The sequence below is a fragment of the Verrucosispora sp. WMMA2121 genome (genome assembly GCF_027460185.1).
GTDB lineage: Bacteria > Actinomycetota > Actinomycetes > Mycobacteriales > Micromonosporaceae > Micromonospora > Micromonospora palythoicola.
Genome location: NZ_JAPZBH010000006.1, coordinates 3,265,576 through 3,281,879, shown reverse-complemented (window position 1 = coordinate 3,281,879; position 16,304 = coordinate 3,265,576). Strand labels below are relative to the sequence as shown.

Below are 16,304 nucleotides of genomic sequence, written 5' to 3'. Positions count from 1 at the left end.
CGGCGACGATCGGCAGGATCATCGCCGGGCCGGCCCTCGGTCAGCGGATGGGACCGCCGTCAGAAGTCGTCGTCGAAGGCGACCGTGCCGGAGACTCCGACCTGGTAGGCCGACACCCGCCGTTCGAAGAAGTTGGACAACTCCTGCACGTCCTGCAACTCCATGAAGGCGAACGGGTTCTTCGACCCGTACAGCGGCTCGATCTCCAACTGCGCCAGCCGGCGGTCGGCGACGTGCTGGAGATATTCGCGCATGTCGGCCAGGGACAGCCCGGACACGCCCTGTTCGAGCAGGTCGGCGGCGAACTGCACCTCGCACTCGACGGCCTCGGCGAGCATGTCGCGGACCTGCTGGCGCATCTCGTCGTCGAACAGGTCCGGCTCCTCGGCGCGTACGGTGTCGACCACGTCGAAGGCGAAGGCCATGTGCATCGACTCGTCCCGGAACACAAAGTTGGTGCCGGAGGCCAGGCCGTGCAGCAGACCCCGGGACCGCAGGAAGTACACGTAGGCGAAGGCGCCGTAGAAGAACAGTCCCTCGATGCAGGCGGCGAAGCAGATCAGGTTCAGCAGGAAGGCGCGCCGGTCCGCGCGGGTCCGCAACTCGCGCAGCTCGAAGATCGAGTCGATCCACTTGAAGCAGAACTCGGCCTTGCGGGCGATCGACGGGATGTTCTCCACGGCGGCGAACGCCGCGAACCGCTCCCGCTCGTCCGGCACGTAGGTGTCCAGCAGGTTCAGGTAGAACTGGACGTGCACCGCCTCCTCGAACAGTTGCCGCGACAGGTAGAGCCGTCCCTCCGGCGAGTTGACGTGTTGGTAGAGGTTGAGCACGAGGTTGTTGGCCACGATGGTGTCGCCGGTGGCGAAGAAGGCGACCAGCCGGGACACGAGGTGCTGCTCCGCCGGGGACAGCTTGGCCAGGTCGGCGAGGTCGGCGTGCAGGTCGACCTCCTCCACGGTCCAGGTGTTCTTGATGGCGTCCTTGAACCGGTCGAAGAACTGCGGGTACCGCATCGGCCGCAGGGTCAGGTCCATGCCGGGATCGAGCAGCATCTGCCGCTGGCCGGTGTCGGGTTCGGAAACGGTGGTCACTGGCACGCCTCGCAGCTCTCGGGGTTCTCCAGGGAACAGGCCAACGCCTCGTCGTCGCTGACCGCGACGACCGGCTTGATCGCCGGGGTGACGGCGACGGTGGCCTGCTGGATCCGGGTCGCGGGACGCGACCGCAGGTAGTAGGTGGTCTTCAGCCCGGCCTTCCAGGCGTACAGGTACATTGAGGAGAGCTTGCCGATGGTCGGCGCGCTCAGGAACAGGTTCAGCGACTGCGACTGGTCGATGAACGGCGCCCGGGCGGCGGCCAGGTCGATCAGCGCCCGCTGCGGCAGCTCCCACGCGGTCCGGAACAGCTCCCGCACGTCCGCCGGCAGCTCGGCGATGCCCTGCACCGACCCTTCGGCCCGCTTGATCTGCTCCCGGATCGGTGCCGTCCACAGCCCGCGCGCCTTCAGCTCCCGGACCAGGTACGTGTTGATCTGGAGGAACTCACCGGACATCGTCTCCCGCTTGAACAGGTTGGACACCTGCGGCTCGATGCACTCGTAACACCCGGCGATCGAGGCGATGGTGGCGGTCGGCGCGATCGCCACCAGCAGCGAGTTCCGCAGCCCGTGGCGGGCGACCCGCTCCCGCAGCGCGGTCCACCGTTGCGCCTGCGTCACCTCCGCGCCCCACAGGTCGGGATGCAACTCACCCTTCGCGGCCCGGGTCTCGGCGTACGCGGGGTGCGGGCCGAACCGCTCGGCCAGCCCCACCGACGTCTCCAGCGCGGTCAGGAAGATCTCCTCCTGCACCCGGGTCGACAGCTCCCGTGCCGACGCCGAGTCGAACGGCAGGCGCAGGGTGAACAATGCGTCCTGCAGGCCCATCAGCCCGAGCCCGACCGGACGCCAGCGCGGGTTCGACACCGCCGTCTGCTCGGCCGGGTAGTAGTTGATGTCGATCACCCGGTCGAGGAACACCACCGCCGTGCGTACCGTCGCGCGCAGCTTCTCCCAGTCGACGCCGTCGGCGGTGACGTGCGCGCCCAGGTTCACCGAGCCGAGGTTGCACACGGCCGTCTCGGTGTCGTTGTTGACCTCCAGGATCTCGGTACACAGGTTCGACAGGTGGATCGTGTTGCCGGGCGCACCGGTCTGGTTGGACAGCCGGTTCGCGGCGTCCTTGAACGTCATCCACCCGTTGCCGGTCTGCGCGAGCGTACGCATCATCCGGCCGTACAGGTCGCGGGCCTTGACCGTCCGGACGGCCTTCTTCTCCGCCGCCCGGTACGCCTCGTCGAACGCCTCGCCGAACAGGTCCGGCAGCTCCGGCGCGTCCGACGGGTCGACCAGCGACCAGTCGCCGTCGGCCTCGACCCGCCGCATGAACTCGTCCGGGATCCAGTTGGCCAGGTTCAGGTTGTGGGTACGCCGGGACTCCTCCCCGGTGTTGTCCCGCAACTCCAGGAACTCCTCGATGTCCGGGTGCCACGGCTCCAGGTACACGCAGGCCGCGCCCTTGCGTCGGCCACCCTGGTTGACCGCCGCCACCCCGGCGTCGAGCGTCTTCAGGAACGGCACGATGCCGTTCGACCTGCCGTTGGTGCCCCGGATCAGCGCACCCCGACCCCGCACCCGCGACCAGGAGATGCCGATCCCGCCGGAGAACTTCGACAGCTTCGCCACCTGGTGGTAACGCTCGTAGATCGAGTCGAGTTCGTCGCGCGGGGAGTCGACAAGGAAACACGACGACATCTGGGTGTGCCGGGTGCCCGAGTTGAACAGCGTCGGTGAACTGGGCAGATACGCCAGGCTCGACATCAGCCGGTAGAACGCGATCGCCTCGCCCGGCGTCTGCGACAGCCCGCAGGCCACCCGTAGCAGCCAGTACTGCGGCGTCTCCACCACCAGCCGGGTCTGCGGATGCCGCAGCAGGTAGCGGTCCGCGACCGTACGCAGCCCGAAGTACTCGAACCGCAGGTCGCCGTCCGGGTCCACCGCGTCGTCCAGCTTGCGCGCGTTACGGGCCACGAAATCGGCCGTGGCGTCCCCGATCAGCCCCAGGCCGTGCGCGTACCGGATGGACTGGCTGAAGCTCGCCACCTGCTGCCCACGGACCTCCTTGTCCACGTACGCGGCCAGCAGCCGCGCCGCCAGCTTCGAGTACTGCGGCTCCGTACCGATCAGCTCGGCGGCCGTCTGGATGGACAGCTTGTCCAGTTCGGCGGTGGTGGCACCGTCGTACAGACCGCTGATGGTCTTGGTGGCCACCCGCAGCGGATCGACCTCGTCGAGGTCGGTCACCCACCGCTCCACCGCCCGGACGATCTTGTTGACGTCCACCGGTTCCGTGGCGCCGTCGCGCTTGCGGACCTGCATCACCTGCCGGCGCTGCTCCGACACACCTGCCTCGGAGGCGGGCGCCTCCCGCACGACCGTCACGTCTCTCTCCTCGCGCCGTCTGCTCGGGGCCTCGGACACGCGGGAGGACGCCACGGGATCCGCGCAGGCGGCACGGCCCGTTCCTGGCGTCGGCCGTCCCACGCGGCCTGCGGCCGCCGCCCACGAGTGCGGGCGGCGTGCTGGCAGGTCTTCGGACTCGTGGGCGTGCTCACGCGCTCCTACTGGCCGTCGCTTCCCAGGCCGTGGCCCAGTGCTTCGTGACGGCTGTCGTTCCCACTCACCGCTGCGGGGCAGCCCCGGATTCCCACCGGGTTCCCTCTTGCCTCGGCCGCCCCGGGTGGGCGCCGAACCAGCTACGGGTGACACCATATATGGGCTACCCGCGAACGCAAGACACCAGATGGTGTGTCGGCGTGTCCTGCAACGGAGGTCACATTCGGCTACGCCGGTCCGTGCTTGACCGGTCGCAGGCAGGCGGGCGTACGAAAAGGACGGCGGATGCGCCGGGGTGCCGATCGTCGGTCACGCCCCGGCGTGGCTACCCGTCCCGCAGGTGCACCTCAGCCACGCCAGGAACCGGGTCGTCAGCTCGCCGGGATCCTCGCGCGGCAGGTCGTCCAACGCCGCCGTCAACAAGGCACCCGCGTACATCGACAGGCCCACCCGGTCCCGGCCGTACGCCTCGGCGAGTCGCACCCGCGCTGGGGCGCACGGCCACGGCGGTTCGCCCTCGCAGCTGGCGCATGTCCACTCCGGCCGGCGCGGCAGGTGCTCGTCGGCGATCCGGGCGGGCAGGGCGTCGACGGCCCGGCCGATTCGCACCGCCTCGGCGGCCATCGCGTCCCGATAGCTGACGGCACGCCGAGTCATGCCGGCCACCGGGCGATGCGCCGGGCCTGGTCGAGCAGGCGTTGCCGGGCGGCCTCCTGCTCGACAGCCTCCCGCCACTGCCCGCCGTCAGCCAGCGGCCTCGGCCGCCGCCGCAGCCACCACCAGAACCTGTGCCACCTGCTCACACCATCACCTCCGCCGGAGTTCGGGGACGGGGGCGGCGGTACGTGGGGGCGCACCGCCACCACCCACAAGAATCGTGCGATGGCGGTGGGCAAGCAGGGCAGGTGCGGGGCGTCCGGCGTCCTGTCCGGGACGGTTGACGGACAGCTCAGCCGGTGGCGACCGCGAGTGCCTGCCGATACTCCTGCGTCCATGCGGCGTCCCGCTGGTCAGGCGGCAACCCGGCCAACCCGACCCGCAGGTTGTCGATGCCGGCCGACGTGTCGCCGAGCGCCAGATAGGCCAGACCGAGACCCATCCGGCTGAACGTGGGCGTCAGCCAGTAGGCCAGGACCGGCGCCTGCTCGCGCTCGGCCGCCTCGGTGAGGTCGCTTGCCTCCCCGAGGAGCCCTACCGCCGAGTGCCGGTCGCCGAGTAGCGCAAACCCATGGGCGGCCTGGACCGCGTCGCCGACGCGTTGCAGCGCCGTCGCCCCGGGTGTGTGGTACGCGGTGAGGAAGTGGCGCACGATGCCGCGCGGGTTGCCTCGCTGCCGCTCCACGTAGCCTCGGAAGTTCTCCACCTGCGCCGCGAGCGGGCCACTGTCAACGGCGTCGGCCTGCCTGGCGGCCTCGATCAGCACCTGTATCGCCTCACCGTCGTTGCGGGCTTCCGCATGCAACCAGCCGACGAACTGCGTCCACTCCGCCACCACCTCGTGCAGTTGGCCGGCGTACGGCCCGGCAGCCCGCTCGGCGAGTTGCTGCATGGTGGACCACTGCGCCACCATCGCCGGCAGTGTCACCGGAGCCGGCAGGACGTCGTCGAGGCGGCGTTGCGCGGCCAGCACCTCGGCGAGCAGCCGCACCGCAGCGGCGTCGAGGCGGGTCGGTTCGGCGAGCACGTACGCCAGGCGGTCATCGTCGTCGGGGGTGGTCACGGTCGGCGCATCGACGACCATCGCGGCCAGCGTCCCGCCGGCCTGAAGGGTGTCGTCAAGGTGCGCGGCGAGTTCTCGGGACGGTCGGGTCCGGCCCGTCTCGAGGTCGTGCACGTAGCTCTTCCCGACGTACGCGAGGCGGGCCAGATCACGCAGTGACAGGCCACGGACACGTCGAAGTCGGGCAAGCTCAGCGGGAAACCGTGGGTCAACGATGGTGCGCGCGCTCGGCGGCATGACGAAGCTCCCGGGTGAAGGACTATGCGGCGATCTGCTGGCCTCCACACCAGCGAACCGCCACAATCGACGGTACTCGGCTCCGACGTGCGGCGGCAGCAACCGCCGAACGAGCCGGGCACGTGTCGGCGACATGGCGACTCGCGCGGACCTGTCGCCACCGAAAGCGCGGTCTCGCCCACCCCTCCGGCGCGCCGGCCCCGTCCGCAAACTGGCCGAGTTGGCCCGGCTGGGACTACGACCTACCTATGGACGTGACCTCGCCGGCCACCGTCCAACTGCCGGGATTCCCGCCCGATCCGGCCCCTGATCGGCGCGCCGCCTTCCGCATGTACGGCGTCGCCGGCAACAACAGCTTCACCACCCACTCGGTTACCTTCCGGCTGCCCGAGCTGGCCGGCCTGCAACCAGGATCAGTCATGATCACCGCAATCGTGAACAACGACGAGGTACCGAAGTACGTCTCCCTCGACGAGTTCGCACGCCTCGGCAGTGCCGAGTGCTGACCTCGCGCGGTTCTGCCATCCTGGCCGGGTGCAACCCAACCTGGAGCGAATCCCAGGGAAGCAGGACCGACTCGCGGAGGAGATCCTCGCCCGCGCTCCGCGACGCATCGAGCAGAGCTTCGTACGCTCCCTCGACCCCACCAACGCGCTCGCCCTCGGTCGCTACGGCGCCCGCCTCGCCACCCTGGCATTGCGCCAGAGCTCCGTCGATCTGCTACGCCGCTCAGTGCTGGCGACCGGCCTCGCCCGATGTCTGACGTCCGACGACGACCGGGACTTCATGGTGGCTCTGGCGGTGCCGTGGATCGTGGCACAGCAGCTCGGCGAAAACCCGGCCGAGGTATTCGCCACGGTCGGCGACAGCCTGCCGGACGGGCCGGTCGCCAGACTGGTCCACACCTTCGGCGCCCGCACCGACATCACCCTGAAAGCCTTCGGCTGGGAATTGGTGACGACAGCCGACGGCCCGGACTTCCGGCCGGCGTACTGACCACCGGAGCACCTCGGCAGTCGACCTACGCCTGGCCGACGGCCTCAGCGATGGCGAGGGTGTGCTGATACTCGCGCCACTGGGCCAATTTGCCGTGGCTGGTCCGCAGTACCCCGATGAACGGCGCCGAGGCGGTAACCCCGGTCGCCGTGTGAGTGCCGACCAGTTCGTACTCGACCACGATCACGTCGGGGTCGCCGGTCTCGTGCACAACCACGTTGCGGCAGTCATGGAACCGGACCGGGAACGCCGCCCGGCCTGCTTGCGTGTATTCCAGCACGCTCTGCCTGCCCTCGATGCGCGTAGGGCGGCCGGGCACGGCGAACGGTGTCTCGATCACCACATCGTCGGCGAGCGTGTCAGCTTCCCAGGTGGACAGGTCCGCGAGCCACCGAGCACGCATGCTGTCGAAGATCTCGCTTGGCGTCATGTCTTCCCCTGGATAATGAGTCAGGACTCGACTTCAGGACCGAGGATAATGAGTGGAGACTCACTTTGGTAGAGGGGCCGCCGCTGCGTGCCGACGCGCAGCGCAACCGGACGCGCATCCTGGACGCCGCCGAGGCGGTCTTCGCCGAGTTCGGCTCCCGCGCCTCCACCGAGGAGGTGGCCCGACGGGCCGGCGTTGCCATCGGCACCGTTTTTCGTCACTTCCCCACCAAGAACGACCTGCTCACCGCAATCATGAAGCGGCTGCTCACCCAGCTCGCCGAAGACGCCGGGCAGCACGACCTCTTCTCGTTCTTCACGCACACGGTGGCGCAGGCCGCAGCGAGGAAGACCGCCGTCGACCTGCTCGCCGGTTCCGGAGTGGACATTCGCCTGACCGACGCGGTGGGGCACCTGGCGGAGGCGATGAGTTCGCTGCTGGAGCAGGCCCAGCGCACCGGCGCCGTCGCCGCCTCGGTACGGCTACCCGAGGTGATGGCGCTCCTTGCCGGCACATGTCAGGGCGCCCTGCACGGCGGATGGGACGAGCAACTGCAATCCCGTACGCTCGCGATCGTCTTCGCCGGCCTGAAGCACTCTCGATGAAACGCTGACCGATCAGGTCATTCCATCAGGTCACCACGCCGCAGACCGGGACAGCTTCGACGCACCCATCGACATCACGCGTCACTTGGCGTTGAAGTAGCTGGCCTCGGGGTGGTGGACGACGATGGCGTCGGTGGCCTGCTCCGGCATCAGCTGGAACTCCTCGGACAGCTGCACGCCGATCCGTTCGGCGCCGAGCAGCTCCACGATCTTCGCCCGGTCCTCCAGGTCGGGGCAGGCCGGGTAGCCGAACGCGTACCGGCAGCCCCGGTAGTCGGTGCGCAGCAGGCCGGCCAGGTCGGCCGGGTCGTCGTCGGCGACCGTACGGCCGTCGGGCAGCCGCAGCTCGGCCCGGACCCGCTTGTGCCAGTACTCGGCGAGTGCCTCGGTGAGCTGCACCGACAGCCCGTGCACCTCCAGGTAGTCGCGGTACTCGTTGCGGGCGAACAGCTTCGCCGCGTACTCGCTGACCGGCTGACCGACGGTGACCAGCTGCAACGCGACCACGTCCAGGTCGCCGCCGCGCGGGCGGAAGAAGTCGGCCAGGCACAGCCGCCGCTCCTGCCGCTGCCGGGGGAAGGTGAACCGGGCCCGCTCGGCGTGCCCGTTCTCGTCCAGGACGACCAGGTCGTTGCCCTCCGAGTAGGCCGGGAAGTAGCCGTACACCACGGCCGCCTCCAGCACCTGGTCGGCGATCAGCCGGTCCAGCCAGTAGCGCAGCCTCGGCCGGCCCTCGGTCTCCACCAGCTCCTCGTACGACGGGCCCTTTCCGCCGCGCGCACCGCGCAGCCCCCACTGGCCCATGAAGGTGGCCCGCTCGTCCAGCAGCGCCGCGTAGTCGGCCAGCGGCACCCCCTTGACCACCCGGGTGCCGTGGAACGGTGCGACCGGCACCGGCACGTCGACCGCGACGTCGGAGCGTACCGAGGTGTCGTGCAGTTCCGGCAGCGACTCGGCGACCACCGCACGCTGCCGTTCCCGGCGGGCCCGCCGGGCCGCCAGGGCCGCCTCCCGCTCGGGGTCCACCACCGGGGCGCCGCCACGCTTGGCGGTCATCACCCGGTCCATCAGGGAGAGCCCCTCGAAGGCGTCGCGGGCGTAGTGCACCTGGCCGGGGAACATCGACCGCAGGTCGTCCTCGACGTACGCCCGGGTCAGCGCCGCGCCGCCGAGCAGGACCGGCCAGCGCTCCGCGACCCCGCGCGACGCCATCTCGACCAGGTTCTCCTTCATGATGACGGTGCTCTTGACCAGCAGACCCGACATGCCGATGGCGTCGGCGCGGTGCTGCTCGGCGGCGTCGAGGATGGCGGAGATCGGCTGCTTGATGCCGATGTTCACCACCTCGTAGCCGTTGTTGGACAGGATGATGTCCACCAGGTTCTTGCCGATGTCGTGCACGTCGCCCTTGACGGTGGCGAGCACGATGCGGCCCTTGCCGCCGTCGTCGGCCTTCTCCATGTGCGGTTCGAGGTACGCCACCGCGGTCTTCATCACCTCGGCGGACTGCAACACGAACGGCAGCTGCATCTGACCGGAGCCGAACAGCTCACCGACGACCTTCATGCCGTCCAGCAGGATGTCGTTGATGATGAGCAGCGGGGCGGTGCCGGCCGCCATCGCCGCGTCGAGGTCGGCCTCCAGGCCGTTGCGCTCGCCGTCGATGATCCGTCGCTTGAGCCGCTCGTTGAGCGGCAGGGCCGCCAGCTCCTCGGCCCGGGTGGCACGTGCCGAGGCGGCGTCCACACCCTCGAAGACCTCGATAAACCGCTGCACCGGGTCGTAGCCCTCGCGACGCCGGTCGTAGACCAGGTCGAGGGCGATCTCGCGCTGCTCGTCGGGGATCTTCGACATCGGCAGGATCTTGCTGGCGTGCACGATCGCCGAGGTGAGCCCGGCCTGCACGCACTCGTGCAGGAAGACCGAGTTGAGCACCTGCCGGGCCGCCGGGTTCAGTCCGAACGAGACGTTCGAGATGCCCAGGGTGAAGTTCACCCCGGGCCAGCGGCGGGCGATCTCCCGGATCGCCTCGATGGTCTCGATGCCGTCGCGGCGGGTCTCCTCCTGACCGGTGGCGATCGGGAAGGTCAGCGCGTCGATGAGGATGTCCGCGCGGCGCAGCCCCCACCGGCCGGTGAGGTCCTCGATCAGCCGCTCGGCCACCCGTACCTTCCACTCCGCCGTGCGGGCCTGGCCCTCCTCGTCGATGAGCAGCGCGACCACGGCAGCGCCGTGCTCGGCGACCACCGGCATCACCCGCGCGTAGCGGGAGTCGGGGCCGTCGCCGTCCTCGAAGTTGACCGAATTGACCACGCACCGGCCGCCGAGCATCTCCAGGCCGGCCTCGATCACCGCCGGCTCGGTCGAGTCCAGCATGATCGGCAGCGTGGAGGCGGTGGCGAACCGACCGGCCAGCTCACGCATGTCGGTGGTGCCGTCCCGGCCGACGTAGTCGACGCAGAGGTCCAGCAGGTGCGAGCCGTCGCGGGCCTGGCCCCGGGCGATCTCCACGCAGGACTGCCAGTCGGCGGCGAGCATCGCCTCGCGGAAAGCCTTGGAGCCGTTGGCGTTGGTCCGCTCCCCCACCATCAGCACGCTGGCGTCCTGCGCGAACGGCACGTGGTGGTAGATCGAGGAGACACCCGGATCGGTACGCGGTTCGCGGGCCACCGGCCGGGCCCCGCCCAGCCGCTCGGCGAGCAGCCTGATGTGCTCCGGGGTGGTGCCGCAGCAGCCGCCGATCAGGGAGACGCCGTACTCGGTGACGAAACGTTCCATGGCGTCGGCCAACTCCACCGGAGTCAGCGGGTAGATCGCACCGTCGGCGGTGAGCTGTGGCAGGCCGGCGTTCGGCATCACCGACAGCGGGACGGTGGCGTGTTGGGAGAGATAGCGCAGGTGCTCGCTCATCTCCGCCGGACCGGTGGCGCAGTTGAGCCCGATGAGATCGACGCCGAGCGGCTCGATCGCGGTCAGCGCGGCACCGATCTCGCTGCCGAGCAGCATGGTGCCGGTGGTCTCCACGGTGACGTGACAGATCAGCGGCACCTTGCGGCCCAACTCCGCCATCGCCCGGTGCGAGCCGACCACGGCGGCCTTGACCTGAAGGAGGTCCTGGCAGGTCTCGATGATCAGCGCGTCCGCGCCACCCTCGATCAGCCCGGCCGCGTTCTCCTGGTAGGCGTCGCGCAGCGTGGCGTAGGCGGCGTGCCCGAGCGTGGGCAGCTTCGTGCCGGGACCGACGGACCCGAGCACGAACCGGGGCCGCTCAGCCGTCGAGTACGCGTCGGCGGCCGCCCGGGCGATGCCGGCACCGGCCGCCGACAGTTCACGAATGCGGTGCTGGATGTCGTACTCGGCGAGGTTGGCCAGGTTCGCGCCGAAGGTGTTCGTCTCCACACAGTCCGCGCCCGCCGCCAGGTACGCCTCGTGCACGCCACGGACCACGTCCGGCCGGGTGACGTTGAGGATCTCGTTGCACCCCTCCAGACCGTCGAAGTCGTCCAGGGTCAGGTCCGCAGCCTGCAGCATCGTGCCCATCGCCCCGTCGGTGACGAGGATCCGGTCGGTCAACGCGTCGAGCAACGAGGTACGCACCACCTCAGGTTAGTGCGGTCGGCCGGGCCCGCACCCCTGCGTACCGTCCGATCCCACATTGTGTCATCGGGATCACGTTGCCCGTTTTGGCCGGCAATGCCCAACACCGTGGCCTGCGCGCAGCCCGGCGGCGGCGCCGACGCCCGGCCCATCCGGCGCGGCCGGCGGGCCGGGTCCGGGCCCGGCACGTAGGCTGACTGACGTGAAGGACTACAGCGACACCGCCACGCACCGTGGGCGGACGACCGGGACCGCGTCCCGGACCGCCGGTGACGAGCAGGAGGTGACGGCGTGACCGAGTTCGACGGGCTGCCGGTGCTGCGGTCCCCGGTCGCCATCTGCGCCTTCGAGGGGTGGAACGACGCGGCGGACGCGTCCACCGCGGCGGTCGAGCACCTGGAACAGGTGTGGGAGGCCCGGCCCGTCACCGAGCTCGACCCGGAGGACTTCTACGACTTCCAGGTCAGCCGACCCACCATCGCCATGTCCGACGGTGCCACCCGCCGGGTGGAGTGGCCGACCACCCGGTTCACGGTCGCCAGCCCCGCCGGCACCGAGCGGGACGTGGTGCTGATCCGTGGCATCGAGCCGAGCATGCGGTGGCGGACCTTCTGCGAGCAGGTGCTGGAGATCTGCCACAGCCTGGAGGTCGAGCGGGTGGTGCTGCTCGGTGCCCTGCTGGCCGACGTGCCGTACACCCGGCCCCTGCCGATCAGCGGCAGCGCCTCCGACGCCGACGCCGCGCGCCGCTACCAGCTCACCCCGACCCGCTACGACGGGCCGACCGGGATCGTCGGCGTGCTGCACGACGCCTGCACCCGCGCCGAGGTCGACGCCGTTTCGTTCTGGGTCCACGTACCGCACTACGCCAACAACCCGCCCTGCCCGAAGGCCACCCTCGCCCTGCTGCACCGGGTCGAGGAGGTGCTCGACCTGCCGGTGCCCATGGCCGACCTGGCCGAGGAGGCCGCCGAGTGGGAACAGCGGGTACGCAGCGCCGCCGAGCAGGACGCCGAGCTGGGCGAGTACGTCCGCGAGCTGGAGGAACGCGTCGGTGACGCCGGCATCACCCCGTTGACCGGGGACGAGATCGCCCAGGAGTTCGAGAAGTACCTGCGCCGCCGGGGCGGATCCGCCGGCCCCACCGCCGGTTCCTGGTGACCCGCTAGCCCCGTTCCGCTTTCGAGACCCCGGGCGATCACCCGCCCGGGGTCTCGTCGTGTGTGTCGGGGTGGCGGCGCCCACCACCCGTACGGCATCCTAGGAACCTAGCTGAAATGAGGAGGCGGGGATGCAGATCAACCCGGGGGCGGCCGAGTTCCCGCACCGGCAGATCGCGGCGCAGCTCAAGACCCAGATCCGACGCGGCGACTGGGCACCGGGCGAGCGGCTGCCGTCCATCCCGGCCATCGCCGAGATGTTCGGCGTCGCCAAGCAGACCGTGCAACGCGCCGTCGACCAGCTGCGGGTCGAGGGTGTCCTGATCACCAAACCCGGTTCCGGTACGTACGTCCGAGGCACCCGGCGGCGACTCAACCGACTCTCCCGGGGCCGCTACGGCGGCTTCCGCGGCTACCACACCGACCTGGCCGCCCGCTATCGCCAGCAGCTCGTCTCCGTCGGCCGCTCCCCCGCGCCGCCCGAGGTGGCCGACGCGTTCGGCGTGCCCGACGGCACCGAACTGCTCTGCCGCCGCCACCTCGTCCGCGCCGAGGACTCACCGGTGGAGGTGGGCGCCTCCTGGTTCCTGCCCGCCGACACCGCCGGCACCAGCCTGGAGCGGGCCGAGGCGTTCGGCCGCCCGCTCTACCAGGAGGCCGAGGAGGCCACCGGTCGGCGGTACGCGACCGCCACCGACACCATCACCGCCCGCCAGCCCAGCCGCGAGGAGTCGGAGACCCTCCAGATCCGCCCGGACACCCCCGTGCTGCACCTGCTGCACGTGGCGTACGACCCGCAGCGCCGCCCCATCGAGGTCGCCCAGGCCACCTGGCCCGGACCGGTCACCACCCTCACCGAGGAGTACCAGATCCCCGCCCCCGCCGAATCCCCCGACCCGGACCCCGGCCTCGTCCTCGGCTGACGTCCCCCACCACCTCACGCCCGCCACCCATGACAACCTCGCCCCCGACAGGGGAACAGGAAGCAACAACATCAGCGATGTTGTCCCCTCACGGGCGTCCGAGGCAGCAACATCAGCGATGTTGTCCCCTCACGGGCGTTCGAGGCAGCGACCTCAGCGATGTTGCTGCCTCGGGCGGGAGGGGCACAGGGCGGGAGGGGGCGACGTCGGGGAACTTGCCGGATCTGGTCAGAGGCGGATGCCGAGCAGGGCGTCGACGGTGTCGGCGAACAGGCGCGGCGCGGCCGGGTCGTCGTCGGCGCCGGCGAGGGTCCGCTCGGCCCACTCGTCGGCCAGCCGCAGGGCACCGGGCGTGTCGAGATCGTCGGTGAGTCGTTCGCGTACGCCGGCCAGGAACGCGGCCCCGGACGGCCCGGCGGTCGCGGCGGCGGCCCGCCGCCAGCGGCCCAGCCGCTCCTGGGCGGCGGTGAGCAGGTCGTCGGTCCAGGACCGGTCCGCGCGGTAGTGCCCGGAGAGCAGGGCCAGCCGGACCGCCATCGGATCGACCTTGTCGGCGCGCAGCCGGGACACGAACACCAGGTTGCCCCGGGACTTGGACATCTTCTCGCCGTCCAGCCCGATCATCCCGGCGTGCACGTAGTGACCGGCGAAGGGTGTCGCGCCGGTCAGCCGCTCGGCGTGCGCGGCGGAGCACTCGTGGTGCGGGAAGAGCAGGTCGTTGCCGCCACCCTGCACGTCGATGGTGGAGCCGAGCAGGCCCAGGGCGATCACCGCGCACTCGATGTGCCAGCCTGGCCGGCCCGGGCCGAGGTCGCCACCCGGCCAGGACGGCTCGCCGTCGCGGGCGCCGCGCCACAGCAGCGGGTCCAGCGGGTCACGCTTGCCGGCGCGGGCCGGGTCGCCACCGCGCTCGGGGAAGATCTCCAGCATCTCCGCGCGGGAGAGGTTGGACTCGTAGCCGAAGCTCGGCGCGGCCGAGATGTCGAAGTAGACGTCGCCGGTGCCGTCGTCGAGGCGGTACGCGGCGCCGTCCTTGAGCAGCACCAGCACCTTCTCGGCGATGTCCGGGATCGACTCCACCGCGCCGACGTAGTGGGCGGGTGGGATGATCCGCAACGCCTCCATGTCCTCCCGGAACAGCGCCGTCTCCCGCATCGCCAGGACCTTCCAGTCCTCCCGGTCGCGTTCGGCCCGCTCCAGCAACGGGTCGTCGATGTCGGTGACGTTCTGCACGTAACGGACCTCGTGGCCGGCGTCCCGCCACATCCGCTGCACCAGGTCAAAGGTGATCATGGTGGCGGCGTGACCGAGATGGGTGGCGTCGTACGGGGTGATGCCGCAGACGTACATGGTGGCGGTGCCGTCCGGGTCGCTCGGCTGCACGCTCGCGCGCGCCGAGTCGAACAACCGCAACGGCTCGCTCCGGCCCGGCAGCCGCGGCACCTCGTGCCCCACCCAAGACTCCATGCCCGTCAGCCTAACCAGCCGTCGGGCGACGTCACGCCGCCCCGAGAGTGATCAACGCGACAGCTCAGATCGGCGGCCAGGGCACCGCCGGCCAGTCCTGGGAGGGCTGCGGAAAGCGGCCGCTGCGGCACAGTCGGTCGATCCGGGCGGCCAGCTCGGCGATCTCACCGAGGGTGAGGTGCTCGGCCAGTTCCTCGCCGAGCGGGCCGGCGACCTGACGGGACAGCCGACCGAGCATGTCGACCGCGTCGTCCGGCAGCGAGCGGCCGGCCCAGCCCCAGAGCACCGTCCGCAGCTTCTCCTCCACGTGGAAGCTCACCCCATGGTCGACCCCGTGGATCCGGTCGTCCGGGCCGACCAGGACATGGCCGCCCTTGCGGTCCGCGTTGTTGATCACCGCGTCGAGCACCGCGAGCCGGGCCAGGCGCGGGTCGTCGGCGTGCGCGAGGGCGTACGCGGTGCCGTCGTCGTCGCGGGCGGCCGCGATCGGGAACCAGCGGGGTGGTACCGAGTCGGCCGGCACGAATCCCACGAGCGGTTCGGCGTCGGCCGGCTCGTCGATCCACAGCTGGCAGGATCCGGTCCCGAACGGCCCGTCCCGCAGCACCGTCGGCGGCACCAGATCCCAGCCCGTGGCCGCGGAGACCAGGTAGGCGGCCACCTCCCGGCCGGCCAGAGTGCCGTCCGGGAAGTCCCACAGCGGTCGCTCACCGCGCACCGGCTTGTACACGCACCGGGCCGACATCCCGTCCAGGGTGAGCACGCCCCGCAGGGTGGTGTTCGACGCGTCGACCAGTCGCCCCTCCACGGTCAGCTCACCGTCCCGCAGCAGGCGCAGCGCGGCACCCCCGTCCTGTCGGGGAGCCACGCCGGAGGAGGTCACCGGTGGTAGCCGTTGTTCCGGGGGCAGAGATGGCCGGCCGGGTCGAGGGGCTGGCCGCACAGCGGGCAGGGCGGCCGGCCGGCGTTGACCACCCGCCGGGCCCGCTCGATGAACGCACGGGTCGCCTCGGGGGTCAGCCGGACCCGGAGCCGGTCGAGATCCTCGTCGGGCTCCACATCGTCGGGCTCGTCCTCCGCCTCCGCCTCGCCAAGCTCGATCTCGGTCTCCGCCTCGCCGACCGCGATCGCCTCGATCACCACGGTCGCGGTGTCGGCGTCGAAGGCCAGGCCCAACGTGCCGACCCGGAACTCCTCGTCGACCGGTGTCTCCAGCGGGTCGTTGTCACCGACCGGGACGGTGGCCTCGGGCAGTTCCACACCGAACCGACGCTGAGCCTCGGTGAGCAGCTCCTCCAGCTTCTCGGCGAGCAGGGAGACCTGGACCTTCTCCAGCGCGACGCTGACCAGCCGGCCACCGCCGCGCGCCTGGAGGAAGAACGTACGCTCCCCCGGCGGCCCGACGGTCCCGGCGACGAACCGCTCCGGCGGCTCGAAGGCGTGCACCTGGTGGGTCATACCCACGACCCTATCCGGCGGCCCCACGCAGCGCGCACCCCACCGACCCGAATCGC

General features: G+C 70.7%; 15 protein-coding genes and 1 riboswitch. Of the genes, 5 read left to right on the top strand and 10 right to left on the bottom strand.

Annotated features, from left to right (window positions below):
• Window positions 1-59: 59 nt before the first annotated feature.
• The 5 genes from O7605_RS23710 to O7605_RS23690 all read right to left on the bottom strand — a co-directional run bounded on the left by O7605_RS23710 (window position 60) and on the right by O7605_RS23690 (window position 5,612).
• Window positions 60-1,055 (bottom strand): ribonucleotide-diphosphate reductase subunit beta, encoded by a 996-nt coding sequence (locus O7605_RS23710; protein ID WP_269742729.1) that lies wholly within the window; start codon window positions 1,053-1,055, stop codon window positions 60-62.
• Between the two features lie 35 nt (window positions 1,056-1,090).
• Window positions 1,091-3,418 (bottom strand): ribonucleoside-diphosphate reductase subunit alpha, encoded by a 2,328-nt coding sequence (locus O7605_RS23705; RefSeq protein ID WP_332317187.1) that lies wholly within the window; start codon window positions 3,416-3,418, stop codon window positions 1,091-1,093.
• A 188-nt stretch (window positions 3,419-3,606) separates the two neighbouring features.
• Window positions 3,607-3,811, bottom strand: a riboswitch (cobalamin riboswitch).
• A 153-nt stretch (window positions 3,812-3,964) separates the two neighbouring features.
• Window positions 3,965-4,312, bottom strand: a complete 348-nt coding sequence (locus O7605_RS23700; protein WP_269741193.1) for a hypothetical protein — start codon at window positions 4,310-4,312, stop codon at window positions 3,965-3,967.
• The gene (locus O7605_RS23695) at window positions 4,309-4,458 is read right to left on the bottom strand and encodes a hypothetical protein (protein WP_269741192.1); all 150 of its coding nucleotides are present in this window, start codon (window positions 4,456-4,458) and stop codon (window positions 4,309-4,311) included. The genes O7605_RS23700 and O7605_RS23695 overlap by 4 nt, the downstream gene beginning before the upstream one ends.
• A gap of 146 nt (window positions 4,459-4,604) precedes the next feature.
• Window positions 4,605-5,612 carry a helix-turn-helix domain-containing protein gene (locus O7605_RS23690; protein WP_269741191.1) on the bottom strand — a complete coding sequence of 336 codons (1,008 nt, stop codon included), beginning with the start codon at window positions 5,610-5,612 and terminating at the stop codon, window positions 4,605-4,607.
• A 248-nt stretch (window positions 5,613-5,860) separates the two neighbouring features.
• Between O7605_RS23690 and O7605_RS23685 the strand changes: the two genes are divergently transcribed.
• On the top strand, window positions 5,861-6,118 hold the full coding sequence (locus tag O7605_RS23685; RefSeq protein WP_269741190.1) for a hypothetical protein: 258 nt from the start codon (window positions 5,861-5,863) through the stop codon (window positions 6,116-6,118).
• 28 nt (window positions 6,119-6,146) lie between these two features.
• Window positions 6,147-6,608 carry a hypothetical protein gene (locus O7605_RS23680; protein ID WP_269741189.1) on the top strand — a complete coding sequence of 154 codons (462 nt, stop codon included), beginning with the start codon at window positions 6,147-6,149 and terminating at the stop codon, window positions 6,606-6,608.
• 25 nt (window positions 6,609-6,633) lie between these two features.
• On the opposite strand, the gene O7605_RS23675 is transcribed toward O7605_RS23680, so the two are convergent.
• Complete coding sequence (locus tag O7605_RS23675) at window positions 6,634-7,038, bottom strand: nuclear transport factor 2 family protein (protein ID WP_269741188.1); 405 nt, start codon at window positions 7,036-7,038, stop codon at window positions 6,634-6,636.
• A gap of 65 nt (window positions 7,039-7,103) precedes the next feature.
• Here O7605_RS23675 and O7605_RS23670 point away from each other — a divergent pair, with 65 nt between their 5' ends.
• Window positions 7,104-7,643, top strand: coding sequence for a TetR/AcrR family transcriptional regulator (locus tag O7605_RS23670; RefSeq protein ID WP_269741187.1), 540 nt, complete (start codon window positions 7,104-7,106; stop codon window positions 7,641-7,643).
• Between the two features lie 81 nt (window positions 7,644-7,724).
• Here O7605_RS23670 and metH read toward each other — a convergent pair whose 3' ends face one another.
• Entirely contained in the window at window positions 7,725-11,240 is a 3,516-nt protein-coding gene (gene metH / locus O7605_RS23665) for a methionine synthase (protein ID WP_269741186.1), read from the bottom strand.
• A 291-nt stretch (window positions 11,241-11,531) separates the two neighbouring features.
• Here metH and O7605_RS23660 point away from each other — a divergent pair, with 291 nt between their 5' ends.
• Together O7605_RS23660 and O7605_RS23655 are read left to right on the top strand one after the other, a co-directional pair.
• Window positions 11,532-12,401, top strand: coding sequence for a PAC2 family protein (locus tag O7605_RS23660; RefSeq protein ID WP_093402074.1), 870 nt, complete (start codon window positions 11,532-11,534; stop codon window positions 12,399-12,401).
• A 130-nt stretch (window positions 12,402-12,531) separates the two neighbouring features.
• The gene (locus O7605_RS23655; RefSeq protein ID WP_269741185.1) at window positions 12,532-13,323 is read left to right on the top strand and encodes a GntR family transcriptional regulator; all 792 of its coding nucleotides are present in this window, start codon (window positions 12,532-12,534) and stop codon (window positions 13,321-13,323) included.
• A gap of 228 nt (window positions 13,324-13,551) precedes the next feature.
• On the opposite strand, the gene mshC is transcribed toward O7605_RS23655, so the two are convergent.
• The 3 genes from mshC to O7605_RS23640 form a co-directional block, all read right to left on the bottom strand.
• Complete coding sequence (mshC, locus tag O7605_RS23650) at window positions 13,552-14,790, bottom strand: cysteine--1-D-myo-inosityl 2-amino-2-deoxy-alpha-D-glucopyranoside ligase (protein WP_269741184.1); 1,239 nt, start codon at window positions 14,788-14,790, stop codon at window positions 13,552-13,554.
• A 64-nt stretch (window positions 14,791-14,854) separates the two neighbouring features.
• A complete protein-coding gene (locus tag O7605_RS23645; RefSeq protein ID WP_269741183.1) occupies window positions 14,855-15,673 on the bottom strand; it encodes an SCO1664 family protein in 819 nt (272 codons plus the stop codon).
• Window positions 15,670-16,248: a DUF3090 domain-containing protein gene (locus O7605_RS23640; RefSeq protein WP_164447233.1), complete on the bottom strand. Its 579-nt coding sequence runs from the start codon at window positions 16,246-16,248 to the stop codon at window positions 15,670-15,672. The genes O7605_RS23645 and O7605_RS23640 overlap by 4 nt, the downstream gene beginning before the upstream one ends.
• Window positions 16,249-16,304: the final 56 nt, after the last annotated feature.